This window comes from Streptomyces sp. NPDC107575 (assembly GCF_055657265.1).
Genome location: NZ_JBVKBG010000005.1, coordinates 966,386 through 991,609, shown reverse-complemented (window position 1 = coordinate 991,609; position 25,224 = coordinate 966,386). Strand labels below are relative to the sequence as shown.

The window sequence follows — 25,224 nt, the reverse complement described above, 5'->3', positions numbered from 1 at the left end:
GGAACTCTCGCGCAGATCAGTGCTTGCGCAGCTCCGCACGCCGCCCGAGCGTCGCGGAGATCCCGGCCGCGGCGGCGCGCACGCTGTTGGCGTGCCGCGCGGGCTGGAAGCGGTGCACCGGACCCGTGACACTGACCGCCGCCACGATCTCGTCCGCCGGGCCGAAGATCCCGGCCGCGACACACACGATGCCGACCGCCGACTCCTCGTACTCGAAGGCCACGCCCTTCGTGAGCACGTCGGACAGCTGCCGCGTCAGGACATCGACGTTCGTGATGGTGCGCGGCGCCTTGCGCTCCAGCGGCCCGCGCAGCGCGGCCTCCCGGTCCTCGGCGGGCGCGTGGGCGAGCAGTACCTTGCCGATCGCCGTCGCGTGCAGCGGCATCCGCCCGCCGAGCCGGGAGGGCGAGTCGGCCTGCTGGTGGCCGCCCATCTTGGCGACGTAGACGACCTCGGTGCCCTCGCGCGTGCCCAGGTGGACCAGTTCGTGCGTGCGCACGTAGAGGTCCTCCAGGAATGGGGTCGCCACTTCGAGCAGTCCCCGCTCGACCGACGCGCGCATCCCCAGCTCGAAGACGAGGCCCGACAGCCGGTAGCGCCCCTGGACCCGGTCGAGGAGGCGGGCGGCCACCAGGTCGCCGAGGACCCGGTGCAGGGTGCTCTTGGCGAAGTCCGTGCGCCGCTGCAGCTCGGCGAAGCCCAGGGTGGTGTCCTCGACGGTGAAGGCCTGCAGCACGGTGAGGGCCTTGGCCAGGACGCCGCTCGGCGCGTCGTCGCTCAAGGGGTCTTCCTTCCGGGATCTTCCGTCCGGGGGTCGCAACGTCCCGACTCTACGGGAGGGTGTGCGCGGGCACCGGGCCGTGCGCCCGCACCACAGTGACGGTGTGTCACCACCGCGCACGTAGACTGAGCGGATGAGCGACAAGCAGGTGGGCAAGGCCGTGGGGTCTCAGACCCTCTCCCGTGGACTGCGCGCCCTCGAACTGGTCGCCGGGCAACCGCAGGGGCTCGCCGTGCAGGACGTGGCGGAGCACCTCGGTGTCCACCGCACCATCGCGTACCGCACCTTGGTCACGCTCGCCGAGCACCACCTCGTCGTCCGGGCCTCCGACGGCCGCTACCGCGCCGGGTCCGGCACCGTCACGCTGGCGCGCGGCTACGCGGCGGGCGTGCGTGAGGCCGCCCTGCCGGTGCTGCGCCGCACGGCCGACGAACTCGGCGCCACGGTCGCGCTGATCGCGGCCGAGGGGGACGAGGCGGTCGCCGTCGCCGTGGTCGAACCGCGGTCCGTGGACTACCACATCGGCTACCGGGTCGGCAGCCGTCACCCCGTCGGCGTCGGCGCCGCCGGCCTGGCGCTCGCGACGCTGCGGCTGCCCGCACCCGGGGAACCGGCCGATGTCACGCGGGCCCGCGAACAGGGGTACGCCCGCACCTTCGGCCAGATCGAGCCCGGCGCGCACGGTGTCGCCGTGCCCCTGCACACGGCGGACCCGGCGCTGCACATGTGCGTCAACCTCATCACCTCGCGCGAGGACGTGGCAGACGCCTCCGTGGCCGCGATGCGCGCGGTCGCCAAGGAGATCTCGGCGCTGGGCTGAGCCCCGCCGCCGCACCCCGCACAGCGCCCGACAGGCCCCCACGAGAGCACCCGACAGGCCTCCACGTCCGACGTGGGGGCCTGTGTCATGGGTGCGCCGTCGGCTTTGATCGATCATCCGGGCGGCCCTTGACACCCTCCCGGGCCACCCGCATCGTGTTCGCTATCTACAAGCGCTTGTGCGGAAAATGCACACGTGGTGGCCGTGGACGACCGGCCGCCGACCCGGTGCCCAAGCCTCCGCAGCGCGCCAAACCCCCGGAGCCGAAGATGCCCCTCAACGACGCCGCGCGTCGCGCCGAATCACGCCGGATCGCCCTGTCCAGCTTCGTCGGCAGCGCCATCGAGTTCTACGACTTCCTGCTGTACGGCGCCGCCGCCTCGCTCGTCTTCAACGAGCTGTTCTTCACCGACCTGAACCCGCTCGCCGGTACCGTCGCCGCTTTCGGCACCCTCGCCGTCGGCTACGTCGCCCGCCCGCTCGGCGGCATCGTCTTCGGACACTTCGGCGACCGCGTCGGCCGCAAGTCGATGCTGGTGCTGACCATGACGCTGATGGCGCTCGCCAGCTTCGCCATCGGCCTGCTGCCCACCTACGACACCATCGGCATCTGGGCGCCGCTGCTGCTGGTCGCCTGCCGCCTGGTCCAGGGCATCGCGGTCGGCGGCGAATGGGGCGGCGCCGCCCTCATGGCCATGGAGCACGCGAGCACCGAACGCCGCGGCCTGATGGCCTCCTTCGCCAACATGGGCGGCCCCGCGGGAGCCGTGCTCGCCACCGCCGTCTTCGCCGGCTTCTCCGCGCTGCCCGAGGACGAGTTCCTCGCTTGGGGCTGGCGCGTGCCGTTCCTGCTCAGCCTGCTGCTCATGGCGATCGGCCTGTTCATCCGGATGAAGGTGAGCGAGAGTCCGGTGTTCGCCGAAGCACAGCGCCAGGCCGAGCGAGAGGCGACCGGGCACAAGACGGCCATGCAGGAGGCACCCCTGCTCACCGTGCTGCGCCGCTACCGCAAGAACATCGTCCTGTCCTGCCTCGGCGGCTGCGCGGCCCTCGTCCTGCAGTCACTGCTCGCCACCTTCATGCTCACCTACGCCACCGGGGTCGGCTTCGAGCGCTCGACCGTGCTGCTCGCCCAGACCGTGTCGTCGGCTCTGCACATCTTCACGATCCCCGCGTTCGCGATCCTCTCGGACCGGGTGGGCCGCCGCCCCGTCATGATCACCGGCGCGCTGGTCACGGCCGCGGCCGCGTTCCCGCTGTTCGCCCTGGTCAACAGCGGTTCCGTGGTGCTCCTGTTCGCGGCGTACATCATCGGCAACCCGATCCTCCAGGCGTCGATGTACGGCCCGATGGCGGCCTTCGTCAGCGAGATGTTCGGAACGCGTGCCCGCTACACCGGCGCCTCCCTCGGCTACCAACTCGCCTCCACGCTGGGCGCGGGCACGGCCCCGCTGATCGCCAGCAGCCTGCTCGCCGGGGCGGGCGGGGGGCACGCACTCCACCCCGGTCAGCGTCTACTTGATCGGCGTCTGCCTGATCAGCGCGGCGGCGATCGCGCTGACCCGGGAGTCGCACCGCACGGACATCACCGACGGCGCCGACTCCCCGTCCCCGCCCCCGGGACGTCAGCACTCCACCTCGAACTCGAGCTCCTCGTAACGGCGTTCCGCGAGCAGCTCCCTGCGGCCCGCGATGAGTGTGAGGTATCCGTCCCCGTCGGAGACCGCGCGCTCCGGGATGCGCAGGAGCAGCACGTGCCCGCGGTCCTCCACCGGGTTCTGCCAGGCGCGGGAGTGGCCGCCGAGCTGGATGTCCTGGGTCCACCGGGGGTACAGGATCGCGTCGATCCGCCCGATCAGCCGCTCCACGAGACGTCTGCGCTCGGTGTCCTCTCCGGCGTACTCCGCGGCCTCCGTGACGTCGGACCAGCGATGGAAATCGGGCATGGTGGCGCCCGGGACGGCGTAGAGGGGGAACGGATCGTGGAACTCCGGACCCTCCGTCCCCTCCACCTCCTGCAAGGGGCGTTCGGCGGCCCCCGTCTCCGACGGCAGATGGACGACGGCGCCTTCGCCCGGGTAGTCGCTGATCTCGGCGAAGACCACCAGGTGCCCGTCCGCGGGGAATTCGATGTCGAGGGCGTCGGCGGGTATGGCCGCGCAGTCGAGGGTCAGGATGTGCGGCAGGCCCCCGGGAGCCTCCAAGTCCTTCGGCAGACGGGCGGGTCCGGCGGCTCTGCCGACCGGCCGCGCCTCTTGTCTCTGGGCCTCCGGCACCATGTCGTGGGCGCAGAGATGGACGCAGGGGCGCAGGTGGCGGAGGAACGACCGCGTCACCGGATCGGGTACGCCGAGGGCCCGTCCGGCGTCGAGGACGGCTTCCCGCGTGGTCTCACGTACGGTCGAAGTCATGGACCGCACAGTGCCATGCGGCACTGACAACGGCGCCCGGCGGGCGATGCGTTACGACGACTCCCGCACCACCAGCTCCGTGTCGAGCACCAGCCGGGTCCGTGCAACCGCCGGGTTCCCGATCTCGCGCAGCAGCGTGCGCGCGATCGTGCCGCCGATCTCCTCCGTGGGCTGGCGGACCGTCGTGAGCGGCGGGTTGGTGTGGCGGGCGAGGTAGGAGTCCTCGAAGCCGACGACCGCGACGTCCTCCGGCACGCGGCGTCCCTGGGCGCGCAGTTCCAGGAGGGCGCCCGCCGCCATCAGGTCCGAGGCGGCGAACACGGCGTCCAGGTCGGGAGCGCGTTCAAGTAGCGAACGCATCGCCGCGCGGGCGCCGTCCTCGGTGAAGTCCCCGGCCGCGACCAGGTGTTCCCCGGCCGGGACGCCCGCCTCGACGAGCGCCTCCCGGAAACCGTGCAGCCGGCTGCGGCCGACCTCCATGTCCTGCGGGCCCGCGACCGTGGCGATGCGGCGCCGGCCGCGCTCCAGGAGGTGGCGCACCGCGGCGGCCGCCCCGCCCCGGTTGTCGGCGCACACGTAGCTGAGCGGATCGTCCTCGCGGCGGCGCCCGGCGAGGACGGTCGGCAGCCCGGCGGACTCCAACAGGCCCGGCAGCACGTCGTGTTCGTGCACCGACACCAGCAGCACGCCGTCGACCCGACGTTCGGCGACGGACTGGGTGAGCTGATCGCGTTCGGCCTGGTCGCGCACGAGCGTCAGCTGCAGCTGGGTGCGCGTGTCGGCGAGCGCCGCGCTCACCCCGCGGATCACGGCCGAGAAGTACGGCTCCGAGCCCAGGCGGCTCTCGGACTCGGGGATGACCAGGGCGACGGCGTTGGTACGGCTCGTGACCAGGCCGCGGGCCACCGAGTTGGGGACGTAGCCCAGTTCGGCGATGGCGTTGAGTACGGCCTCCCGCGCCTGCTCGCTGACCAGCTCCGAACCGTTCACCACGCGGGAGACGGTGGTGCGCCCGACACCGGCGCGGGCCGCGACGGTCTTGATGGTCGGCCGCGAGGCGGACGCCCGTCCCTGTACCTGCTCGCCGTTCGTCATCGTTCCCGATCCTCCAATTCGCCTCCAGGGCCGCCCCGTTGGGCGAGCTGCCCCTCCGGGTACCCCCTGGCCCCCTCCCGGCCTGCGCATTCTGCCAGTCGCCACCCCGATTCTGCCCGCTCCCCGACCCCCTTCGGGAAGCGTCCGTCGATAACGAGGTGGAAACGAGCTGGATTCGACTTCTTGACACGGGAGTTGTCGGCAGCGAGTCTTCCAGCAACTCAGTGGGCACGTTCCCACCAACTCTTCAGCAGGCGCGCCGGAGACCGTGAACCTTGTTCGTCGGCCTCCGTCAAACCTGCCCTGAGCTGGGAACTTGATGGTGCCTGCCGCGGGCGGCCGGGCTTCGGGCCGACTCGTGCCACCGGTGCGTCGGCGCCGTCTCAGGGAGGACGTTCATGCTCAAGGTCGAGCGGAAACTGCGTACAAAAGTCACAGCCGTGCTGGCCTGCACGGCGGCGAGCGCCCTGCTCGCGGGGTGCGGCGGAGAGGGGGCCGGCGCCACGGGCGGCGGCGTCAAGGACGGCAAGGTCACCATCACCATGGGCCTGTACGGCGTGATGGGCTTCAAGGAGACCGGCCTGATCGAGAAGTACGAGAAGGAGCATCCGAACGTCACCGTCAAGGTCGAGGCGGCCGGTGACGAGCAGACGTACTACACCGCCCTGCAGACCCACCTCGCCAGCGGCTCCGGGCTCAAGGACGTCCAGGGCATCGAGGTCGCGCGGGCCAAGGAGATCACCGAGACGCAGGCCGACAAGTTCACGGACTTCGCCGGCGCCAAGGGCACCGACCACTTCCAGCCCTGGAAGCAGGCCCAGATCACCACCAAGGACGACAAGGTCCTCGGTCTCGGCACCGACACCGGGCCCATGGCGGTCTGTTACCGCAAGGACCTGTTCGAGCAGGCCGGGCTGCCCACCGACCGCGAGAAGGTCGGCAAGCTGTGGGAGGGGGACTGGAAGAAGTACGTCGAGACCGGCGAGAAGTTCGCCAAGGGCAACAAGGACAAGAAGGTCTCGTACCTCGACTCGGCGTCCGGCCTGTTCAACGCCATGGTCTACGGCAACTCCGAGCAGTACTACGACAAGTCGGGCCAGCTGATCTACAAGACCAACCCGGCGATCAAGGAGGCCTGGAAGCTGTCGACCGAGGCGGCGCAGAAGGATCTGACGGCCAAGTTGCCGCAGTTCCAGCCTGGTTGGGACCCGGGGCTCGCCAACGGCACCTTCGCCACCACCGTCTGCCCGGCCTGGATGCTCGCCCACATCACCGACAAGGCGGGCAAGGCCAACAAGGGCAAGTGGGATGTTGCCAAGGCCCCCAAGGGCGCCAACTGGGGCGGCTCCTTCCTCGGCGTCACCGAGAAGAGCCCGGTGAAGGCGGAGGCCAAGAAGCTCGTGGCCTGGCTGACCGCCCCCGAGCAGCAGGCCTACCTCTTCGAGAAGCTCGGCAACTTCCCGTCCTCCAAGACCGCGCTTGAGGACCCGAAGGTGAAGGACGCGAAGTCGGAGTACTTCTCCGGCGCCCCGACCGGCCAGATCTTCGGCGAGGCGGCCAACGAGGTGCCCGCGGAGCAGGTCCTCGGCCGCAAGGACGGCACCATCAAGGACAACTTCCAGCAGGGCCTCCAGTTGGTCGAGAACGGCAAGTCCCCGGCGCAGGCCTGGAAGATCACCGACGAGCGCGTCAAGAAGGCCGTCGGCTGACGCGTACGGCACCGGGCGGGTGCGGCCGGATCGCCCTCCGGCCGCACCCGCCGCCGCACCGCTCACCCGCCAGCCCGCCGCCCCACGGAAGGACCCCCGGTGGCCGCCTCAACTCTCGCTTCGGACAAGCCCCGTTCAAGGATTCCGCTGCTGCACCGCCTCGACGTGAAGGGTGCACCGTACGCGTTCGTCGCGCCCTTCTTCGTCATCTTCGCCGCGTTCAGCTTCTACCCGCTGATCTATACCGCCTGGATCTCCCTCCACCAGGTCGAGCTGTCCACCTTCGACGTCATGACCTGGCGGGGCCTGGACAACTACACGGCGCTGTTCGCCGACGCGCGGTTCTGGAACGCGCTGCGCAACACCGTCACCATCGGTGTGATCTCCACGGTTCCGCAGCTGCTCATGGCCCTCGGCCTGGCGCATCTGCTCAACTACAAGATGCGTGGCTCGACCTTCTTCCGGGTCGCCGCCATCACCCCGTACGCCACCTCGGTCGGCGCCGCCGCGCTCGTCTTCACGATGCTCTTCCAGCGCGACTTCGGGATGATCAACTGGGGTCTCGGCCTGGTGGGCATCGACCCGATCGACTGGGAGAACTCCACCGGCGCCTCCCAGACCGCCATCTCCGCGATCGTGATCTGGCGGTGGACCGGCTACAACGCCCTGCTCTACCTGGCCGCCATGCAGGCCGTGCCGCTGGAGCGCTACGAGGCCGCCGCCATCGACGGCGCCAACCGCTGGCAGCAGTTCCGCACCGTCACGGTCCCCGGCATCAGGGCGACGATCGTCTTCACCATCGTCCTCTCCACCATCGGTGCCACCCAGCTCTTCGGCGAACCACTGATCTTCGGCCAGGGCCCCAACGGCGTCACCGGCGGCACCAACAACCAGTACCAGACGCTCGGCCTGCTGCTCTACGAAGAGGGCTGGAAGAACTACCAGATGGGCCGCGCGGCCACCGTCGCCTGGGCGATGTTCCTGCTGCTCGTCCTCGTCTTCGTCCTGCAGCGCGTCGTCTCGCGCCTGCGCAACCGCACGCACTGACCGGGGGAGCCACGCCATGACCACCGACACCGCTCCGGTCCGCACCGGCGCCGCGAAACGCGACGCCGTCGAACGCCCCGCACCCGCCCGCCGCCGGCGCCTGCGGCAGGGCGCGGGCAAACAGCACCACGCCGGGCCCCTCGCCTACATACTCCTCGGGCTCACGGCCCTGGTCTCGCTCTTCCCGCTCTACTGGACGCTGGTCGCGGCCTCCACGGACAGCGCCCGCATCTCGCGGACCCCGCCGACGTTCCTGCCGGGCCCGAACCTCTTCACCAACCTGTCCCGGGCCTGGACCGAGGCCGCCATGGGCAAGGCGATGATGAACTCGCTGATCGTGGCCGGCGCCATCTCGCTGTCCACGGTGCTCTTCGCGACGCTCGCCGGATTCGCCTTCGCCAAGCTCCGCTTCAAGGGCCGCAACGCGCTGCTCATGGTCGTCATCGGCACCATGATGGTGCCGCCCCAACTGGGCGTCGTCCCGCTGTTCATGATGATGAGCGACCTCGGTTGGGGCCAGCAGCTGCCCTCCGTCATCTTCCCGACGCTGGTCAGCGCGGTCGGCGTGTTCTTCATGCGGCAGTACTTCGCCGAGGCGCTGCCCGACGAGCTCGTCGAGGCGGGCCGGGTCGACGGCGCGCACTCGCTGCGCATCTTCTGGTCCATCGTGCTCCCGATCGCCCGCGCGCCCATGGCCGTCATCTTCATGATCACGTTCGTGCACGCCTGGAACGACTTCTTCTGGCCGTTCATCGCCCTCGACATGACCAACCCGACGGTGCCCGTGGCCCTCACCCAGCTCAGCGCGGGCTACGTCCGCGACCAGTCCCTGATCATGGCGGGCGCGCTGCTCGGCACGCTGCCGCTGCTCGCGATGTTCATCGTCTTCGGCCGCCAGATCGTCGGCGGCATCATGCAGGGCGCCGTCAAGGGCTGAGCAGCGCTGCCCTCCGGCCCGCTCCTGCGCGTGCCAACTCCCTTCCCCTTTCCGCCCGTTCTTTCCGGAGGAGCCCTCCATGTCATCCGCGCTCACGTTCCCCGCCGACTTCCTGTGGGGCACGGCGACCGCCTCGTACCAGATCGAGGGCGCCGCCCAGGAGGACGGGCGCACCCCGTCCATCTGGGACACCTACGCACGTACTCCCGGCAAGGTCCTCAACGGGGACACCGGCGACATCGCCTGCGACCACTACCACCGCTGGGCCGAGGATGTCGACATCATGGCCGACCTGGGCGTGAAGGCGTACCGCTTCTCGCTCGCCTGGCCGCGCATCCAGCCGACCGGCCGCGGCCCGGCCCTGCAGAAGGGCCTCGACTTCTACCGGCGCCTGGCCGACGCGCTGCGCGCCAAGGGCATCAAGCCGGTCGCCACGCTCTACCACTGGGACCTGCCGCAGGAGTTGGAGGACCTGGGCGGCTGGCCGGCCCGCGAGACCGCCGAGCGGTTCGCCGAGTACGCGGCGCTTGCCGCCGAGGGCCTGGGCGACCACATCGACACCTGGACCACCCTCAACGAGCCCTGGTGCAGCGCCTTCCTCGGCTACGCGTCCGGCGTGCACGCCCCCGGCCGCACCGAGCCCGTCGCCGCCCTGCGCGCCGCACACCACCTCAACCTGGGCCACGGCCTGGCCGTTCAGGCACTGCGCTCCCGCCTGCGCCCGGCCGCCGAGATCTCGGTGACACTCAACGTCCACCATGTGCGCCCGCTGACCGACGCGGCCGGTGATGTGGACGCTGCCCGCCGCATCGACGCCCTCGCCAACCGTGTCTTCACCGGCCCGATGCTGCGCGGCGAGTACCCCGATGACCTGCTGAAGGACACGGCGCCGCTGACCGACTGGTCCTTCGTCGAGGACGGCGACCTGAAGCAGATCAACCAGCCGCTGGACTTCCTGGGCGTCAACTACTACTCGCCGACCCTGGTCTCCGAGGGCGACCCGGCCCACGGCAACGACGGCCACGGCGCCAGCGCGCACAGCCCCTGGGTGGGCACGGACCGCGTCGCCTTCCACCCCACGCCCGGTGACAAGACGGCGATGGGCTGGACGATCGACGCCTCGGGCCTGGAGGAACTCCTCCTGCGCCTGGCCGCCGACCACCCCCGCCTGCCCATGGTGATCACCGAGAACGGCGCCGCGTTCCACGACTACGCGGACCCCGAGGGCGACGTGAACGACCCCCAGCGGATCGCCTACGTCCGAGACCACCTGGCCGCCGTGCACCGTGCACTGTCCGCGGGCGCGGACATCCGCGGCTACTTCCTGTGGTCCCTGCTGGACAACTTCGAGTGGGGTTACGGCTACAGCAAGCGCTTCGGCATGGTCCACGTCGACTATCCGACGGGGAGGCGGACGCCGAAGGCGAGCGCGCGGTGGTACGCGGGGGTGGCGGCGACGGGAGTGCTGGCGGGGTCGTAGCCACCCCGTCGCTCATCGAGCCACCAGCCGGCCGTCGAGCGCGGCACCGACGTCGGGGCAGTTCTCCCGGATGGTGTCGAGGAAGGCGCGCAGCACCGGGGAGCGATCGCGGGCCGCGAAGGACAGGACGAGATCGGGCAGGGGCGTGCGCGGGGTCACCTCGCAGAACCGCACTCCCGGGCGCGGGGCCGCCCTCATGCGGGACGGCCCCAGACCGACTCCCACTCCGGAGGCGGCGAGGCCGATGATGGTGTGCACGTCCCGCGCGACGGTCGCGCCGTCGAGAGCCGCTGCGTCCGCGCCCAGCAGGGTGCGCAGTCCGGCGATGACAGCGGGCTCGTCCTCGCCGGCCGACACGATCAGTGGTTGTCGCCGCAACTGGTCGACGCTCACCGAGGGTTGACCCGCGTACGGGTGCGTCGTGCTCACCGCGGCGATCATGTGGTCGCGTCCGATCGGGACGGACACGAGATGCTCGGCCCCTGCGCCCCGCGGCGGGCCGAGGGTGATCGCCACGTCGAGCTCCCCGGCGACGAGGTCCTGGCTGCTGCGGCTGGTCGCCATCTCGTGCAGTTCCAGCCGTACGTCGGGCCGGTCACGGCCGAACCGGCTCAGGACGTCCGGCAGCGGGTCGAGCAGCGCCGAGGCGATGAAGCCGAGGCGCAGCCGTCCCGTCTCGCCGCGCGCGGCCCGGCCCGCGTCGACCGTGGCGGCGGTGATCTCGTCGAGCGCCCGGCGCGCCCGCGCGAGGAACGCCTCGCCGGCGGCCGTCGGGAACACCCCCTGACGTGTGCGGTCGAACAGCCGGGCACCGACCTCGCGCTCGAGGTCGGCGATCTGCTTGGAGAGCGGCGGCTGCGCGATGCCGAGCGCGACGGCCGCCCGGCCGAAGTGTGCGTGCTCGGCGAGGGCCACCGCGTACCGCAGGTGTCGCGCTTCCATGACCCGCCTTCCGAACCGTCCATTGCCATCGCCGTCTGCTGGCGATACCTCAAGGATATGGCCGCGCCAACTGCCAGATCTTTGAATGGATGGCGCTGTGGTTCAGGTCTGGAATGGGGTCATGACGAACGTATCCCTGACCGACACCGTCTTCGTTCTCGTGCACGGCGCCTGGCACAGCTCCGGGCAGTGGGCGGCGACGCAGCGCGCATTGGCCGGGCGGGGGGCTGCGAGCGTGGCCGTCGATCTGCCGGGGCACGGCTTCGACGCACCCCTGCCCACCGGCTACCTGCTGCCCGGCCAGCCGGGCCTGGTGACCGAGAAGTCGCAGCTCGCCACCGTGTCGATGGACGACTGCGCCGAGGCAGTGCTGAGCGTCCTAAGCCAGGTGCGGCACCATCGCACTGTCGTGATGGTCGCGCACAGTGCGGGTGGTGGGCCCGCGTCCCTGGCGGCGGAGCGGGCGCCCGAGCTGGTGGACCGGATCGTCTACCTGTCCGCGTTCGTCCCGGGCGGGCGGCCGCGGTTCTTCGACTATCTGGGGTCACCGGAGAACGCCGGTGCGCTGGGCCGGAACCTGAACCTCGGCGACCCCGAGACTCTGGGCGCCGTACGGATCAATCCGCTCTCGCCGGATCCCGCCTATGTGGACGAACTGCGGGAAACCCACTACCACGACACCCCGTTGGAACACTTCGACCGGTGGCGTTCCGTGCTGAGTCCGGATCTGCCGCTGGCGATCCCGACGGCTCCTGTCACCTTGACCGCGGCACGGTGGGGAAGCATTCCGCGCATGTTCCTGCGCTGCGCCGAGGACCGGGCGCTGGCACCGGCCGTGCAGGACCTGATGATCGCGGAAGCCGACCGGGCCTTCCCGGGCAACCCGTTCACCGTCCAGACCCTGCCCGGCAGTCACAGCCCGTTCGCCGCCCGGCCGGTCGCGCTCGCGGCGGCCCTCAGTCCCGCGAATTGCCGAACAGCACCCGGTAGCCGATGAGGAGGACGAGCGAGCCCGCGATGGCGGCGATCCACGTGGGCAGGTCGAAGAAGTCCTTGGTGATGGGGCGGTCGAGGAAGCGGGACGACAGCCAGCCGCCCACGAAGGCGCCCGCCACGCCGATGAGCGTGGTGCCGATGAGGCCGCCCGGATCGCGGCCGGGGAGCAGAACCTTGGCGATGGCTCCGGCTATGAGGCCCAGGATGATCCAGCTGATGATGCCCATGAGGTGGTCGGTCTCCGTTCGCGTTCGTGCCTTGCTTGTTTGCGCAACTCTATAGGTGTGCAAGGGGTGTCATGAACGGCGCCAGAGGAGGCGTCAGGATCGGAGAAGGAACCTCACGGGCTCGCCCGGTCGAATCCGTAGCGCAACGGCTCGTTCTCCACCCGCAGATCGCGCCGGTAGACGTACAACGCCTCGGCGCGCAGGCCCTGTTCGTGGAGCGGGCCCTCCACCTCGCAGGGGTGGGTCACTTGGACCACCGGCGGGCGGTCCGTGACGCGCAGGTGCAGTCCGTGGGCGGGGCCGTCGTCGAGGATCGCGAGTTCCGTGCCGGTGGGGTCGCCGGAGTCGTCGGAGCCGCCGGTGTCGTCGGCGGGTGTGTTCGGCATGGCTCGCTCCCTGAACTCTCGGAGAACTTCCGGATCTTCCGGATGGCAACATCCGGCACTCCTTGGCTGACGGTGGCGGCAGCGGCGAGGCATGGCGGTGCCGCCGCGCCACCCATGATGCTTTAGGTATTGCGCAACCAATGGAATCATTGTCGCCGCGGCGGCGTCGCCCGGGGTGGGGAGCGGTCGGCCGGTCAGTGCCGTTCGGGGCTGATTCCCGCCACCGCGAGGCCGAGCAGCGCCTCGGCGCGGGTCGTGGGATCGGGGTGGTGTTCCGTCGCGAGGGCCAGGCCGACGGCCAGGGTGATCAGGTCCTCGACTGTGAGCCGCGAGTCCACCGCACCCTCCCGCGCGGCACCGCGCAGCAACGGCTCGCCCGCCTCGATCAGCGCCGCCGCGCAGGAGTTGCCGCCCACGGGGTCGTGGTCCGCGTCGTACGAAAGGGCGACCGCCAGTCCGCGTGCGGTGACGCAGTAGGCGAGCACCTCGCCCAGCCATTCCAGGAGCGCAGCGCGACCGTCGCCGCCGTCGAGTTCGCGTGCCCGCGCGCACAGTGTCTCGATCCGCTGCTGGGACACCGCCTCCAGCAGCGCCCGTCGGGTCGGGAAGTGTCTGCGCACGGTCGCGGAACCGACCCCGGCCACGCGCGCGATCTGCTCCAGCGAGGCGTCGGCGCCCTGTGTGGCGACCTCCTCCTCGGCCACGGCGAGGATCCGCTCGTAGTTGCGCCGGGCGTCGGCGCGCTGCCGCTCGACCATGTGATCAGCTCCAGGATTGCTAAGTGGCGGGGCCCGCCATATCGTATCGTGGCATAAGTGGCGGGACCCGCCACTTAGCTTGTCGAGGGAGTTCACTCATGCCTGTTCCGCACACCGATCCGTCGCGGCTCCATGCCCCGGTGCTCGTCACCGGCGCCACCGGGCGCCAGGGCGGTGCCACCGCCCGTGCGCTGCTCGCCGCAGGTGTCCCCGTACGTGCCCTGGTCCGGGACCCCGGCACGGAACGGGCCCGCGCCGTCGCCGCGCTCGGCGCGCAGCTCGTCACCGGGGATCTCCTGGACCGTGACTCCGTGGCGCGCGCCGCCGAGGGGGTCCGCGCCGTCTTCTCGGTCCAGATGCCGCTCTTCACCGAGGAGGGCGCAGACTTCGGCAACGAGCTGGCCCAGGCCACCAACCTCGTCGAGGGTGCCAAGGCCGCCGGTGTGGAGCAGTTCGTGCACACCTCCGTCGCCGGTGCGGGGCAGCACACCGAGGTGCCCGGCTGGGCCGAGGGGCACTGGGACTTCATGGCACCGTCCCTCGACACCAAGGCCGCCATTCAGGACCTGGTCCGCAAGGCCGGCTTCGCGCGCTGGACGCTCATCAAGCCGGGCTTCTTCATGGAGAACCTGCTGCCCTCCATGGCGTACCTCTTCCCGCACGGCATCGAGGGCGGCCTGATCACGCTCATCAAGCCCGACACCCGGCTATCCCTCACCACGGTCACCGACATCGGCACCACGGCCGCAGCCGCTCTGCAGGACCCGGACCGTTTCCATGAGGTGGAGCTCGAACTGGCCAGTGAGTACCGGTCGATGGCGGAGGTCGCCGAGATCCTCAGCCGCGTCCTCGACCGGCCGATCACCGTTCCGGACCTGACCCTGGAGCAGGCGCTGGCCGCCGGAATGCCGCCCATGGGCGCCTCCGGTGCCTTCATGAACGCCGCGAGCCAGCCGGGCCGCCCGGAGTTCGCGCGGGCCCTGGGGCTGCAGTTGACGTCCTTCGAGGACTGGGCGAGGGACAACCTGCGTTAGGTGGTCAGGCCCTGGCGTCCGTCGGACTCCCGTCGTCGTGTGCGGCCGCCAGTGCCACGTCGATGGCCGTCCACGCCATGCCGGTCGCCCCGTCGAGCACGGCCCGGTCCGCCGCCTGCGTGACGCACGCGGCGGTGAACTCCGGCTGGTGGTTGACCGCGGGAGTGCAGTCGAGGCCGAGCATGGGGTGGATGGTGGGCACGACATGGGAGACGTTGCCCATGTCGGTGGCGGCGCCCGCGACGCTGCCCGGCAGTTCGGGGAAACGGCGGCCGAGCGCCGTCGCGTTGGCGACCCACAGGTCCAGGAGGGCCCGGTCCGGGCGCAGGTCGGCGTAGTCGGGGCCGACCGGCGTGGTGGTCAGTTCGCAGCCGGTGGCCAGCGCGCCCGCCTCGAAGCAGCGGTACACCCGTTCTGTCAGCGGCTGCAGGGCGTCCAGGGTGTCGCTGCGTACGATCCAGTGGCCGCGGCTGACATCGGGGATGACATTGGCGGCGGAACCGGCCTGCGTGACGACGCCGTGGATGCGGTCGGATGCGGTGGTCTGCTGGCGCAGCAGTCCGATGCCCACCTGGGCGAGGGTCATGGCGTCCGCCGCGTTGACGCCCAGTTCGGGATAGGCGCCGGCGTGTGCCGGCCTGCCCCTGTAGGTCACATCGAGCTGGGTGACGGCCAGGCCCGGCATCGCCGCCATCTCGACCGCGGCCGGGTGCACCATCATGGCCGCGTGCACCCCGTCGAAGGCGCCCCGTTCCAGCATCAGCACCTTGCCGCCGCCTCCCTCCTCGGCAGGTGTGCCCAACACCCGTACCGTCAGGCCGAGTTCGTCCGCCAACGGGGCCAGTCCGATACCGGCGCCGACCGCCGCGGCGGCGATGATGTTGTGGCCGCAGGCGTGGCCGATGTCGGGCAGCGCGTCGTACTCCGCGCAGATGGCGATGTGCGTCGGACCGGTGCCGATGGTCGCTTCCACGGCGGTCGGCAGGTCGCAGTACCCGTGCCGGACCTCGAACCCCGCGTCGCTCAGCGCGTCGGCGACCCAGCGGCTGGCCCGATGCTCCTCGAAGGCGAGTTCGGGGTGGGCATGGATGCGGTGCGACAGGGCGATCAGGTCGTCCTCCGCGGCACGGATGCGCTGCGCCGCGGTCTCCTTGGCGGCCGTCACCGGGGCACCGCCGGGGAGGTGGCGGCGATGTGTACGGCGGCGGGCCGGGTCGCGGCGTCGTACGCGGCACGTGCGCCGGTGGCCCCCATGCCGCTGTCGCGGGCGGGTTCGTAGAGCCGCTCGGGGCCGCCGCCCTGCCACTGGTTGACCCAGACGACTCCCACGGGCAGGTGTGCGGCGGCCGCGATGTGGCCGGGGTCGTCGGTGTAGACGGTGGCGGCGAGGCCGTGGCGGGACGCGGCGGCGCGGGCGAGGCCCTCCTCGAAGTCGGCCACGACGGAGACGGGCGCGACCGGCCCGAACGTCTCCTCCGTCATCACCAGCATGGTGTCGTCGACCCCTGTGAGCACGGTCGCCGGGTAGAAGCAGCCGGGACGTTCCGGTGCGGCACCGCCGGTGTGCACGGTGGCTCCCTTGGCGACGGCGTCCTCGACATGGCGGCGTACGGTGTCGCGTTGCCGGGCGTCCACGAGGGGGCCGAGCACGGTGGCCGGGTCGAGGCCGTCGCCGATCGTGAAGGTGTGCGCCGCGGCGACCAGGGCCTCGACGAACGCGTCCGCGATCCGCTCATGGACGTAGATGCGTTCCATGGAGGTGCAGATCTGGCCGGTGTTGATGAACGCGCCGAACGCGACGGCCTGCGCGGTGGCCACCGGATCGACCCCGGCGTCGACCACGACGGCGTCCTTGCCGCCGAGTTCGAGCACACAGCGGTTCAGGCGTCCCGCGGTCGCCGCCCCCACGGTGCGGCCGGCCGCGACCGAGCCGGTGAAGTGGACGAGCCGTACGCCCTCGTGCTCCGCCAGCGCCGCGCCGGTGCGGCCGTCGCCGAGAACCAGGTTGAGCACGCCCGCGGGCAGCCCGGAAGCGGCGGCCAGTTCGCACAGCCGCACCGTCGAGAGCGGGGACCGTTCCGAGGGCTTGACCACGACGGTGTTCCCGGCGGCGAGCAGCGGGCCGAGGGCGCCGAGGACCATGGCGACGGGAAAGTTCCACGGGGTGATCACGGCGGTGACACCGAGGGGGTGGCGGACGATGTCGGTCCGTTCGCCTGCCGGGCTTGGACCCGGGCCGGTCACCGTTTCGCTGAACGGGTACGTGAGCGCCTGGTCCGCGGCGGCCTTCAGCCCGGCCACCGCGCCCTCGACGAACGTGCGCCCGATGCCGACCGGCTTGCCCATCTCCCGGCATTCCAGCTCCGCCAGCTCCGGGGCGTGCGCGGCGATCGCGTCGGCCCAGGTGTGCAGGAGTTCCACGCGCCGCGCGACGGTGAGCGCGGCCCACTCGCGCTGCGCGGCGCCCGCCGCGGCCACGGAGCGTTCGACGTCGTCGGCGTTGCCGGCGTGGAACTGGGCTACGGCTTCCTCGGTGGCGGGATTGACCACCGTGAGGACGTCCTCGCCGACCGGCTCTTCCCACCGGCCGCCGATGAAGTTCTGGAGGGTTTCCATGGTGGGGGCCGTTTCTGTTCGGTACGGGGTTCCGCGCGTCACGGAAGTGGTGTCAGGCGTCGAGCCGGTCGGCCATGAGCTCGCCGGTCATGATGGCGGCGAGGTTCGTGTTGGCCCGGGGCACGGACGGGAAGACCGAGGCGTCGACGACGCGCAGGCCCCGGACACCCTGCACCCGGCAGTCCGGGCCCACGACCGTCCCGGCGGCGTCGGGCGCGCCCATCCGGCAGGTGCTCGTGCCGTGTTGGGCGTCGAGGACCGTGGACAGCAAGTGGTCGTCGAGGGCGCTGTCGTCCGCCAGGGCCGCGAACAGCGGGCCGTTCGCCTCCTCGACCGATCCACCCAGGACGGCGGCCGTCTCCGCGCTCGCGCTCAACTCGACGAGGGCGCGCACTCCTTCCCTCATCGGGGCGAGGTCGCGCGCGTCGGAGAGCATGCGCTGGGCGACGTACGGGTGTGCCGACGGGGCGGTGGAGACGAGGGTGAGTTCACCGCGCGAGTGGGTCCGGTTCAGCCAGACACCAAAGGCACCCGCGTGTGCCTGGGTGTTCGCGGTGGCCATGGCCAGCACGTTCTGATTGAGCGAGACGAACATGAGGTCGTCGGAGTGCGTCCCCGACCGGCTCGACCAGCGTACGCACACGTTGGTGTGTCGGTCGTGCGGCGACTTGATGGCCGCTTCGGGCCGCAGCGGCAGCGAGAGCACCGCCATCGCGTGGTCCTGCATGCCGACACCGACCGGCAGGTTCTGGCGCACCTCGATCCCGAGCGACCGCAGTTGGGCGGCCGGTCCGATGCCAGAGCGCAGCAGGATCGCGGGGGAGTGGACGACCCCCGCGCTGAGGATCACCTCGTCCGCGTACTCGGTGACGAGTGAGCCGTCGATCACCGCACGCACACCGACCGCGCGGTCGTTCCCGAAGACGACGGTGTCCACGAGCGCGTCGCCGCGGACGGTGAGGCCGGGCAGGTCGCGCCCGCCTTCGAGGTAGGCGTCGTTGACGCTGACGCGGCGCCCGTCACGGGAGTTGATCGGGTACGGCGAGACACCGGTGGCGCCGGGGGCGTTGACGTCGGGAGCCCAGCCGAAGCCGGCCGCCAGGGCCGATTCGGCCAGCGCCCGGTCGACGCTTCCCCAGGCGTCCTTCGGAGTCCGGTGGATCGGGGTCGGACCGCCACGGCCGTGGTACGGCCGGTCGCCGAACGCGTCGTCGTCCTCCAGCTTCGCGAAGTACGGCAGCACGTCATCGGGCGCCCAACCGGTGCAGCCGAGCCGTGCCCACTCCTCGAAGTCCGCCATCGGGGGCCGGATCGCGATCTGGCCGTTGACGGACGAACTGCCGCCCACCCCGCGGCCGCGCCAGTACGGGGCCTGCGGCTGCTTCTCGGTGCGAGAGGAGTTCAGACCGGTCCATACGAGGTGCTCGGAGGCCGCGGGATCCATGAGGGCCACCACGGGGTTGGGGGAGCGCCACGCCTCCGGCATCTGCGCCGAACGGTAGTCGGGACCCGCCTCGAGCAGGAGGACCCGCCGGCCGCGAGCAGCGGCGCGGACGGCGAGCGCCGCACCCGAGGAGCCCGCGCCGACGACAATCAGGTCGTGAGTGCGCTGAGCCCCTTTGCGCTGATCCTTCGCGCGCTGAGTCTTCTGGTGCTGTGACATGTCTACTCCTTGATGCGGGAGCGTCCCGCACCGGTGACTGCCGCGCGGATGCTGGTAATGTGACGCACCAAGGAAAGTTCAGTCAAGAATGAATTTTCAGTTTTTTCCGTACGGGGAGGATCGGTGCCGCCAACCGCCGACAACGGTTCAGCCATGGGCGACGGGGCGCTCGTCGAGGACTTCGGCCGGCGGATCGGGCGCGCGATGGGTTGGCCGCCGATCGCCGGGCGCCTGGCGGGTGTCCTGATGCTCAGCCCCGAACCCATGACACTGTCGGAACTCCAAGAGGCGCTGGGGGCCAGCAAGGGTTCCACCTCGGAGATGACCCGCCTGCTCATCGCGAACGGCACGGTCGAGCGGGTCAAGGTGCCCGGCGTCCGCCAGGCCGGTTACGTATGGCGCGACGACGCATGGAGCGGCTGCCTCCAGCACCAGCTCGACCAGACCGAGCAGCTCCTCGAACTCGCCGAAACGGCGAAGGAGCGGGGTGCCGGCATGCCGGACGTCCAGCAGGCGCGGCTGCGCGACATGCACACCTACTACGAGTTCATGGTGCGGGAGCTGCGGCGCCTACTCGACGAGTACCGGCAACTGCACGCCGGATAGCGGCGGGTGGGTCTTGCTCAGACCCCCCGCCGGTCAGTCCAGGTCTTGCAGGTCTGACAGGTCTTCCAGGTCGGACATGTCGAGCACGAACCGGTAGCGGACGTCGTTCCGCTCCAGGCGTTCGAGGGCCACGTTCACCTCGGACGACGGCAGCAGCTCGATGTCCGCGGTGATGTCGTGTTCGGCGCAGAAGCGCAGCATGGCGGCGGTGGACGGGCGGCCGCCGCTGCCGGCCGAGCTGAGCTTCTTGCGGCCGATGAGCAGGTCCAGGGTGTCCACGGTGACCGGTCCGAGGTGGCCGAGGTGACTGAGGGTGCCGTCCATGGCGGTCGCGCGCAGGTACGGGGCCAGGTCGTGCGGCGCCGAAATGGTGTCGATGACGACATCGAACCGGTCGCGGACCGCCTCCAGTTGCTCCGGATCGGTGGACACGACGAACCCCTGCGCACCCAGCTTGCGCGCCTCCTCGGCCTTGTCCGGGCTCCGGCTGATGACGGAGGTCGTGGCGCCGAGCCCGACCGCCATCTTGACCGCGAGGTGTCCCAGACCGCCGAGCCCGGCCACGGCGACGGTGCTGCCCGGCCCCACGTCGAGCGCCCGCAGCGGCTCCCAGACGGTGACGCCGGCGCACAGCAGCGGGGCCGCGGCGGCCGCGTCGAGGCCCGCGGGCAGCTGGTAGGCGAAGCGATGGCTCACGACGTACTCGCGCGCGTACCCGCCCAGCGTCGTCGACCCGTTCTGCCGGTCGGCTCCGCCGTAGGTCAGTGTAGGGAACTCGCGGCAGAAGTTCTCCTGGCCGGCCCGGCACATACGGCACTCGCCGCACGAGTTGACGATGTTCCCGACGGCCACCGGATCGCCCGGGGAGAAGTCGGCCACCGCGCTGCCGATCTCGCTCACCACGCCGGTGAACTCGTGCCCGGGTACGAGCAGTTCCTTCGCCTCGCTCCCGTGTGCCCGCAGCGCGTGCAGGTCCGTGTGGCAGACGCCGCAGTAGTCGACGCGTACGGCGATGTCGTCCGGGCGCAGGTCCCGGCGCTTCAGTGACGCGCGGCGCAGTGTCCGCGTCGTGCCGTCCGCTTGCCATCCCACGGTGGAACGCATCGCCATCTCCTCCGGCAGATTCTCAGACAGACTGTTCAGTCTGTTTGAAGGTAGGCGCATGCGAGGCGAGAAGCAAACAGACGAGTCGGTCTGTTACGGTGCGGTGCATGCCCGACCAGCCATCAAGCAGCCGCGGAGCGGCGACGTATCAGCGCATCGTCGACGTCGCCACGCAGGAGTTCGCCCAGTACGGCATCGCCGGCGCGCGCGTCGAGCGGATCATCGCCGGAGCGCGCACCAACAAGGCGCAGCTCTATGGCTACTTCGGCAGCAAGGAACAGCTCTTCGACGCGATCTTCTTCGCCTCGCTGGAGCGGATCACCAATGTCGTCGCCATCGACGCCACGGACCTCGCCGACTGGGCGGTGCGCCTCTACGACGAGTACCTCAGCCGCCCCGATCTGATCCGGCTCGCGACCTGGGCACGCCTGGAGCGGCGCCCGACCGGGCACCTCGTCGCGGACCACGACCAGTACGACGACCGCAAGCTCGGCGCCATCGCGGAGGCCCAGGCCGCCGGGCGCATTCGCCAGGGAGACCCCTTCGACGTGATGGCCATGGTCATCGCCATGTCCATGGCCTGGTCCCCGGTGAGCAACGTCTACGCCGCCTCCGCCGAGGAGCCCGCGAGCGTGCACGAGCAGCGGCGCGCCCTGCTCCGCGACTGTGTGAGCCGGGCGGTCGCCCCCGACCGCGACTGATCAAGTGGCGGAGAAGGGCGCCCAGTTGGCGAGCCGGAAGCCGGAACCCTCGCGGCGCAGCTCGAAGGCGCCGTGGCCGGGAAGGTGGGCCGGGAGGACGAGGGCGTTGGTGTCGGCGGCGTGCGCGAACATGCGCGCACGGCTGGCGCGGGCGCCGTCCTCGTCCTCCTCGAAGCAGCTGTTGATGTGCGGCTCGTGCACCTGGATCGCGCCGTGCAGAAGGTCCGCCGCGAAGATCGCCCGATCGCCCGCCGACTCCAGGTGGATGATCGACGTGCCCGGTGTGTGGCCGGGGGCCGACTCAAGGCGGAGATGGGAGTCGATGGTGTACGACTCGTCCCAGGTCTCCACCAGACCGGCCTCGGCGACCGGTTCGACGCTGTCCTCGTAGACGTTCTGATTGCCCCGGCCGAACACGGTGTTGTGGAGGTTCTCCGGCTTCCAGTACTCGAAGTCGCGGCGTGGCATGAGGTAGGTCGCGTTGGGGAACGTCGGAACCCAGTCCCGGCCCTCGAGCCGCGTGTTCCAGCCGACGTGGTCGTCGTGCAGGTGGGTGTTGACGACGAGGTCGACGTCCTCCGGGCGCACCCCGACGGCGGCGAGGTTCTCCAGGTATCCGGTGTTCAGGTAGGACCAGATCGGCTGCAGCGGTCGGTACTTGCCGTTGCCCGCACCCGTGTCGATCAGGATGATCCGGCCCTCGCTGCGCAGCACCCAGGACTGGGTGGCGGCACGCGTGAGGTCGCTCCGCGGGTCCCAGTGGTGCGGCGCAAGGAGGTCGGTGTGGCGCTGCCACTCCTCGGGCCTGCTGTTGGGGAAGAAGACGTCCGTCGTCATCGGGGTGGTGTCGGAGTACTCCATGACGCGGTGGATCTGTACGTCGCCCAGTTCGAGGGTGGTGACGGTCGGTGCGGCGGTCGTGGTGCCGGTGTCGGTGCCGGATCCGGTCTGGGCCCCGGTCTCGGTTTCGGACGGTGTGAGGGGAGACATGTCGGCTCTCCTTGGTGGCTCGTTCGCCTTGGTGGCTGTGGACGTCCTTCAGCCTGCGGGTGGGGCATGCCTGGGCGGTATCGGTCACCTGACTGCACTTGCGCCGGGCCCGCCTTCGTACGATGTGGGGGAGGCGAAGAGGGCTGGTGGACGACGTGGTCAGGGACGCGGAACTGCGCACGCTGCTCGCGGCGGTGCGGCCTCCGGGCACCAAGGGCTCGTTGGTGACCGTGGTGGGGGCGCAGGGCAGTGGCAAGACCACTCTGCTGGAAGCCGTCGCGGACCGGTTCGCCGTGGACGGCGGGCGCGTACTGCGGGCACACGGCAGCCGGTCCGAGAGCGGCCTGCCGTACGCCGGCCTGCACCAGCTGCTGCGTCCGGTCCGTGAGGACATGGAGACACTGCCGCAGCGGCAGCGCGAAGCCCTGCGTGCCGCCTTCGGCCTGGCGGAGTCGGGCCGGGCGCCGGATCCCATGCTCATCGGGATCGTCGTGCTGGACTTGTTCTCCGAACTCGCCTCGCGGCAGCCGATGTTGGTGGTCGTGGACGACGCGCAGTGGGTCGACCCGGCCTCGCTCGACGCCCTCTCCTTCGCCGCTCGGCGCCTGGCCGCCGGCGAGCCCGTGGTCCTTCTGGTCGCCGCGCGGGACGGTGTGCCGCGAGACATCACCGCGCGGGAGGCGGCCCTCGAACTGGCGCCGCTCGACCGGAGCGCGGCGGCGCGGCTGCTCGACCTCCAGCCACAGGTGCCGGCCGGGCTCCTCCGGGGCCGCGTCCTCGACCAAGGCGAGGGCAACCCGCTCGCGCTGGTGGAACTGGCCCGCGCCACCACAGGTATCACCACCGGTGACCACGGCGTTCGTGGCCCCGACGGCCCGCTGCCGGTCAGCGACCGGCTTGAGCGGCTCTACGCCGACGAGCTGGCGGCCCTGCCCGACGCCACCCGCCGCGCCGTGGTGCGCCTGGCCACCGCGGCCCCGGAGGACCCTGCGCAGGCGGTGCGGTCCTGGGTGCCCGACGTGGCCGACCCGGTGTGGACGCCAGCGGAGGAGGTCGGGCTCGTGCGGCGCGGCGGCGGACGGCTGCGCCACGGCCATCCGCTGTCCCGCCTCGCCGTCCACCAGGCAGCCCCCGCGCACGAGCGGCAAGCGGCACACCTCGAACTGGCCGAGCTCTTCCGGGAGCAGGACCCCGACCGGCATGCGTGGCACCTTGCCGCTGCCACCTCCGGGGCGAGTGCGAGGGTGTCCGCAGCCCTGGAGGCCGGCGCGGAGCGGGCGCGACAGCGCAGCGGCCACGCGACCGCCGCGCACATGCTGGAGAGTGCCGCGGAACTCCACCCCGACCGGGCCGAGAGCACCCGGCTGCTCACCGCCGCGACCAGGACGGCGGTCCTCACCGGCCGACTCGACGCCGTCGAGAGGCTGGCCGCCCGCACCCGCTCCAGCACCGACGACCCGAAGGCCGCGGCCCTCGCGGCCGTCCAGGTCGGCCGGCTGATGGCGCTGACCTCCTCACACAGCGCCGCCTTCGGCCAACTCATGCGCCCCGCCGCCGTATTGGCGGACCACGGTGCACCCGGAGCCGCGCTGGAAGCCCTGGCCGCCGCCGCGGTGGTCCGCTTCTACTCCGGTGACACGGCCCAACTGCACGAGATCGAGCGCCTGTTGACTGGGGTCGCCGATCGCCCCGGCCCTGAGTTCGGCGAGCGGGAGAGTCTGCTCGCGGCCTGGTCCGGGACCGTCGCGCACCCCCAGGCGGCCGACCGGCACCTCGTATCGCAACTGCCATCCCTGGCGGCGGCCGCGCGCAAGGAGCCGGAAACGCTGACCCTGCTCGCCGTCGCCGCCTGGCTGCTCGACGAGACCGACGCGGCGGCACGGATCTTCGACGACGCCTTCGCCTCCTGGAAGTCGCAGGAACCGCTGCCGGACGGCCTCGGCGGAGTCGCCGCCCTCGCCTACCTGGAACAGGGGCGGTGGGCCCGCGCCCAGAGCGCCTGCGCCGACCTCGAGGCCGTGGCCTCCCGTGCGGGCCTCGACCATGCCGTGGCCTGTGCCGTCTCGACGGAGGCGCTGCTGCGTGCCCTGCGCGGCGACACGGCCGGAGCCCGCACCCGGGCCCGGCACGCCCTCTCGCTGGTGGACCCGCACGAGAGCCGTTCCGTTCTCGCCCTCGCCCACCGCGCGCTGGGCACCGCCGCCACCGCGGAAGGCGACCACGAGACCGCGTACCAGCACTACCGGACGCTCTTCGACGGCCGCGGCAACCCCGCGCACTACCACCTCTCCTACCCGGCACTGCCCGAACTGGCGGCCGCCGCGGCCAGGACACACCAGGAGGAGGCCACCCGGATCGTCGACGGCGTCGAGGAGTCACTGACGTACGCGGGTGTCCTCGCTCCGCGCAGGAGCGCGCTCGTCCGGTTGAGCCGGGCCGTGCTCGTCCCCGCCGACGAAGAGGCCGAGGCCGAGCGGCACTTCGCCGCCGCTCTGGGCAACCCGGCGCTCGCCCGCCGACCCTTCGAGCACGCCCGGGCGCGGTTGGCGTACGGGCAGTGGCTGCGCCGCCGCCGTCGGATCGCCGACGCCCGTCAGCCACTGGTCGAGGCCGAGGCGGTGTTCCGGCGGTTGGGCGCGCAGCCGTGGACGGCGCGCGCCCAGGCCGAACTCAGGGCCGCCGGAGACCGGAGCGGTCCGACGGAGCCGGACGCCTTCGCGCGGCTCACCGCCCAGCAACAGGAGATCGTGCGCCTTGCCGCGCTCGGCCTGACCAACCGCGAGGTGGCGGAGAAGCTCTACCTCTCCCCGCGCACCGTCGGCTCCCACCTCTACCGCGCATTCCCGAAGCTCGGCATCACGGCGCGAGCCCAACTCAGGGACGTGGTCGACGCGGTGACGGCCCACTCGGACATGGGCTGA

General features: G+C 71.3%; 22 protein-coding genes. 11 read left to right on the top strand and 11 right to left on the bottom strand.

The window, feature by feature from the left end; all coding sequences use genetic code 11:
- Positions 1-16 precede the first annotated feature (16 nt).
- Positions 17-781: an IclR family transcriptional regulator gene (locus tag ACZ7L4_RS29270; protein ID WP_450810914.1), complete on the bottom strand. Its 765-nt coding sequence runs from the start codon at positions 779-781 to the stop codon at positions 17-19.
- A 133-nt stretch (positions 782-914) separates the two neighbouring features.
- Here ACZ7L4_RS29270 and ACZ7L4_RS29265 point away from each other — a divergent pair, with 133 nt between their 5' ends.
- Positions 915-1,601 carry an IclR family transcriptional regulator gene (locus ACZ7L4_RS29265; protein WP_472107249.1) on the top strand — a complete coding sequence of 229 codons (687 nt, stop codon included), beginning with the start codon at positions 915-917 and terminating at the stop codon, positions 1,599-1,601.
- Positions 1,602-1,870: 269 nt separating this feature from the next.
- Entirely contained in the window at positions 1,871-4,039 is a 2,169-nt protein-coding gene (locus ACZ7L4_RS29260) for an MFS transporter (protein ID WP_472107247.1), read from the top strand.
- A 24-nt stretch (positions 4,040-4,063) separates the two neighbouring features.
- On the opposite strand, the gene ACZ7L4_RS29255 is transcribed toward ACZ7L4_RS29260, so the two are convergent.
- Positions 4,064-5,107 (bottom strand): LacI family DNA-binding transcriptional regulator, encoded by a 1,044-nt coding sequence (locus ACZ7L4_RS29255; RefSeq protein ID WP_472107245.1) that lies wholly within the window; start codon positions 5,105-5,107, stop codon positions 4,064-4,066.
- A gap of 398 nt (positions 5,108-5,505) precedes the next feature.
- On the opposite strand from ACZ7L4_RS29255, the gene ACZ7L4_RS29250 reads away from it, so the two are divergent.
- The 4 genes from ACZ7L4_RS29250 to ACZ7L4_RS29235 all read left to right on the top strand — a co-directional run bounded on the left by ACZ7L4_RS29250 (position 5,506) and on the right by ACZ7L4_RS29235 (position 10,280).
- A complete protein-coding gene (locus tag ACZ7L4_RS29250) occupies positions 5,506-6,816 on the top strand; it encodes an extracellular solute-binding protein (protein WP_472107243.1) in 1,311 nt (436 codons plus the stop codon).
- Between the two features lie 99 nt (positions 6,817-6,915).
- The gene (locus tag ACZ7L4_RS29245; protein WP_472107241.1) at positions 6,916-7,863 is read left to right on the top strand and encodes a carbohydrate ABC transporter permease; all 948 of its coding nucleotides are present in this window, start codon (positions 6,916-6,918) and stop codon (positions 7,861-7,863) included.
- Between the two features lie 16 nt (positions 7,864-7,879).
- Positions 7,880-8,800, top strand: coding sequence for a carbohydrate ABC transporter permease (locus ACZ7L4_RS29240; RefSeq protein WP_472107239.1), 921 nt, complete (start codon positions 7,880-7,882; stop codon positions 8,798-8,800).
- A 79-nt stretch (positions 8,801-8,879) separates the two neighbouring features.
- The gene (locus tag ACZ7L4_RS29235; protein WP_472107237.1) at positions 8,880-10,280 is read left to right on the top strand and encodes a GH1 family beta-glucosidase; all 1,401 of its coding nucleotides are present in this window, start codon (positions 8,880-8,882) and stop codon (positions 10,278-10,280) included.
- A gap of 12 nt (positions 10,281-10,292) precedes the next feature.
- Here the strand turns inward: ACZ7L4_RS29235 and ACZ7L4_RS29230 are convergent, their stop codons facing one another.
- Positions 10,293-11,222: a LysR family transcriptional regulator gene (locus tag ACZ7L4_RS29230; RefSeq protein ID WP_472107235.1), complete on the bottom strand. Its 930-nt coding sequence runs from the start codon at positions 11,220-11,222 to the stop codon at positions 10,293-10,295.
- A 121-nt stretch (positions 11,223-11,343) separates the two neighbouring features.
- Here ACZ7L4_RS29230 and ACZ7L4_RS29225 point away from each other — a divergent pair, with 121 nt between their 5' ends.
- A complete protein-coding gene (locus tag ACZ7L4_RS29225; protein ID WP_472107233.1) occupies positions 11,344-12,219 on the top strand; it encodes an alpha/beta hydrolase in 876 nt (291 codons plus the stop codon).
- On the opposite strand, the gene ACZ7L4_RS29220 is transcribed toward ACZ7L4_RS29225, so the two are convergent.
- From ACZ7L4_RS29220 to ACZ7L4_RS29210, 3 genes are all read right to left on the bottom strand, one after another.
- Complete coding sequence (locus ACZ7L4_RS29220) at positions 12,179-12,445, bottom strand: GlsB/YeaQ/YmgE family stress response membrane protein (RefSeq protein WP_385756476.1); 267 nt, start codon at positions 12,443-12,445, stop codon at positions 12,179-12,181. The genes ACZ7L4_RS29225 and ACZ7L4_RS29220 overlap by 41 nt on opposite strands.
- 113 nt (positions 12,446-12,558) lie before the next feature.
- Positions 12,559-12,831, bottom strand: coding sequence for a hypothetical protein (locus ACZ7L4_RS29215; protein ID WP_472107231.1), 273 nt, complete (start codon positions 12,829-12,831; stop codon positions 12,559-12,561).
- Positions 12,832-13,025: 194 nt separating this feature from the next.
- A complete protein-coding gene (locus ACZ7L4_RS29210; RefSeq protein WP_472107230.1) occupies positions 13,026-13,589 on the bottom strand; it encodes a TetR/AcrR family transcriptional regulator in 564 nt (187 codons plus the stop codon).
- 98 nt (positions 13,590-13,687) lie between these two features.
- Between ACZ7L4_RS29210 and ACZ7L4_RS29205 the strand changes: the two genes are divergently transcribed.
- Complete coding sequence (locus tag ACZ7L4_RS29205; RefSeq protein ID WP_472107228.1) at positions 13,688-14,623, top strand: NmrA/HSCARG family protein; 936 nt, start codon at positions 13,688-13,690, stop codon at positions 14,621-14,623.
- A 4-nt stretch (positions 14,624-14,627) separates the two neighbouring features.
- Here ACZ7L4_RS29205 and ACZ7L4_RS29200 read toward each other — a convergent pair whose 3' ends face one another.
- Genes ACZ7L4_RS29200 through ACZ7L4_RS29190 form a run of 3 tightly spaced genes read right to left on the bottom strand, consistent with a single transcriptional unit; the run spans position 14,628 to position 18,902 of the window.
- A complete protein-coding gene (locus ACZ7L4_RS29200; protein WP_472107226.1) occupies positions 14,628-15,788 on the bottom strand; it encodes a M20 family metallopeptidase in 1,161 nt (386 codons plus the stop codon).
- Entirely contained in the window at positions 15,785-17,239 is a 1,455-nt protein-coding gene (locus ACZ7L4_RS29195; RefSeq protein WP_472107224.1) for an aldehyde dehydrogenase family protein, read from the bottom strand. The genes ACZ7L4_RS29200 and ACZ7L4_RS29195 overlap by 4 nt, the downstream gene beginning before the upstream one ends.
- Positions 17,240-17,291: 52 nt before the next feature.
- Positions 17,292-18,902, bottom strand: a complete 1,611-nt coding sequence (locus ACZ7L4_RS29190) for a GMC family oxidoreductase (RefSeq protein ID WP_472107222.1) — start codon at positions 18,900-18,902, stop codon at positions 17,292-17,294.
- A gap of 123 nt (positions 18,903-19,025) precedes the next feature.
- On the opposite strand from ACZ7L4_RS29190, the gene ACZ7L4_RS29185 reads away from it, so the two are divergent.
- A complete protein-coding gene (locus ACZ7L4_RS29185; protein ID WP_472107220.1) occupies positions 19,026-19,508 on the top strand; it encodes a GbsR/MarR family transcriptional regulator in 483 nt (160 codons plus the stop codon).
- Positions 19,509-19,541: 33 nt separating this feature from the next.
- On the opposite strand, the gene ACZ7L4_RS29180 is transcribed toward ACZ7L4_RS29185, so the two are convergent.
- On the bottom strand, positions 19,542-20,612 hold the full coding sequence (locus ACZ7L4_RS29180) for an NAD(P)-dependent alcohol dehydrogenase (RefSeq protein WP_472107218.1): 1,071 nt from the start codon (positions 20,610-20,612) through the stop codon (positions 19,542-19,544).
- Between the two features lie 107 nt (positions 20,613-20,719).
- On the opposite strand from ACZ7L4_RS29180, the gene ACZ7L4_RS29175 reads away from it, so the two are divergent.
- Entirely contained in the window at positions 20,720-21,313 is a 594-nt protein-coding gene (locus tag ACZ7L4_RS29175) for a TetR/AcrR family transcriptional regulator (RefSeq protein WP_472107216.1), read from the top strand.
- Here ACZ7L4_RS29175 and ACZ7L4_RS29170 read toward each other — a convergent pair whose 3' ends face one another.
- A complete protein-coding gene (locus tag ACZ7L4_RS29170) occupies positions 21,314-22,174 on the bottom strand; it encodes an MBL fold metallo-hydrolase (protein ID WP_472107388.1) in 861 nt (286 codons plus the stop codon). It abuts the gene before it with no gap.
- A 275-nt stretch (positions 22,175-22,449) separates the two neighbouring features.
- Here ACZ7L4_RS29170 and ACZ7L4_RS29165 point away from each other — a divergent pair, with 275 nt between their 5' ends.
- Entirely contained in the window at positions 22,450-25,224 is a 2,775-nt protein-coding gene (locus tag ACZ7L4_RS29165) for a helix-turn-helix transcriptional regulator (protein WP_472107214.1), read from the top strand.

What these genes read in the sequence shown, in the direction of transcription:
- ACZ7L4_RS29265 (WP_472107249.1), top strand. Translation starts at nt 915, where the DNA reads ATGAGCGACAAGCAGGTGGGCAAGGCCGTGGGGTCTCAGACCCTCTCC.
- ACZ7L4_RS29260 (WP_472107247.1), top strand. Translation starts at nt 1,871, where the DNA reads ATGCCCCTCAACGACGCCGCGCGTCGCGCCGAATCACGCCGGATCGCC.
- ACZ7L4_RS29255 (WP_472107245.1), bottom strand. Translation starts at nt 5,107, where the DNA reads ATGACGAACGGCGAGCAGGTACAGGGACGGGCGTCCGCCTCGCGGCCG.
- ACZ7L4_RS29250 (WP_472107243.1), top strand. Translation starts at nt 5,506, where the DNA reads ATGCTCAAGGTCGAGCGGAAACTGCGTACAAAAGTCACAGCCGTGCTG.
- ACZ7L4_RS29240 (WP_472107239.1), top strand. Translation starts at nt 7,880, where the DNA reads ATGACCACCGACACCGCTCCGGTCCGCACCGGCGCCGCGAAACGCGAC.
- ACZ7L4_RS29235 (WP_472107237.1), top strand. Translation starts at nt 8,880, where the DNA reads ATGTCATCCGCGCTCACGTTCCCCGCCGACTTCCTGTGGGGCACGGCG.
- ACZ7L4_RS29230 (WP_472107235.1), bottom strand. Translation starts at nt 11,222, where the DNA reads ATGGAAGCGCGACACCTGCGGTACGCGGTGGCCCTCGCCGAGCACGCA.
- ACZ7L4_RS29225 (WP_472107233.1), top strand. Translation starts at nt 11,344, where the DNA reads ATGACGAACGTATCCCTGACCGACACCGTCTTCGTTCTCGTGCACGGC.
- ACZ7L4_RS29220 (WP_385756476.1), bottom strand. Translation starts at nt 12,445, where the DNA reads ATGGGCATCATCAGCTGGATCATCCTGGGCCTCATAGCCGGAGCCATC.
- ACZ7L4_RS29215 (WP_472107231.1), bottom strand. Translation starts at nt 12,831, where the DNA reads ATGCCGAACACACCCGCCGACGACACCGGCGGCTCCGACGACTCCGGC.
- ACZ7L4_RS29210 (WP_472107230.1), bottom strand. Translation starts at nt 13,589, where the DNA reads ATGGTCGAGCGGCAGCGCGCCGACGCCCGGCGCAACTACGAGCGGATC.
- ACZ7L4_RS29205 (WP_472107228.1), top strand. Translation starts at nt 13,688, where the DNA reads ATGCCTGTTCCGCACACCGATCCGTCGCGGCTCCATGCCCCGGTGCTC.
- ACZ7L4_RS29195 (WP_472107224.1), bottom strand. Translation starts at nt 17,239, where the DNA reads ATGGAAACCCTCCAGAACTTCATCGGCGGCCGGTGGGAAGAGCCGGTC.
- ACZ7L4_RS29190 (WP_472107222.1), bottom strand. Translation starts at nt 18,902, where the DNA reads ATGTCACAGCACCAGAAGACTCAGCGCGCGAAGGATCAGCGCAAAGGG.
- ACZ7L4_RS29180 (WP_472107218.1), bottom strand. Translation starts at nt 20,612, where the DNA reads ATGCGTTCCACCGTGGGATGGCAAGCGGACGGCACGACGCGGACACTG.
- ACZ7L4_RS29175 (WP_472107216.1), top strand. Translation starts at nt 20,720, where the DNA reads ATGCCCGACCAGCCATCAAGCAGCCGCGGAGCGGCGACGTATCAGCGC.
- ACZ7L4_RS29170 (WP_472107388.1), bottom strand. Translation starts at nt 22,174, where the DNA reads ATGGAGTACTCCGACACCACCCCGATGACGACGGACGTCTTCTTCCCC.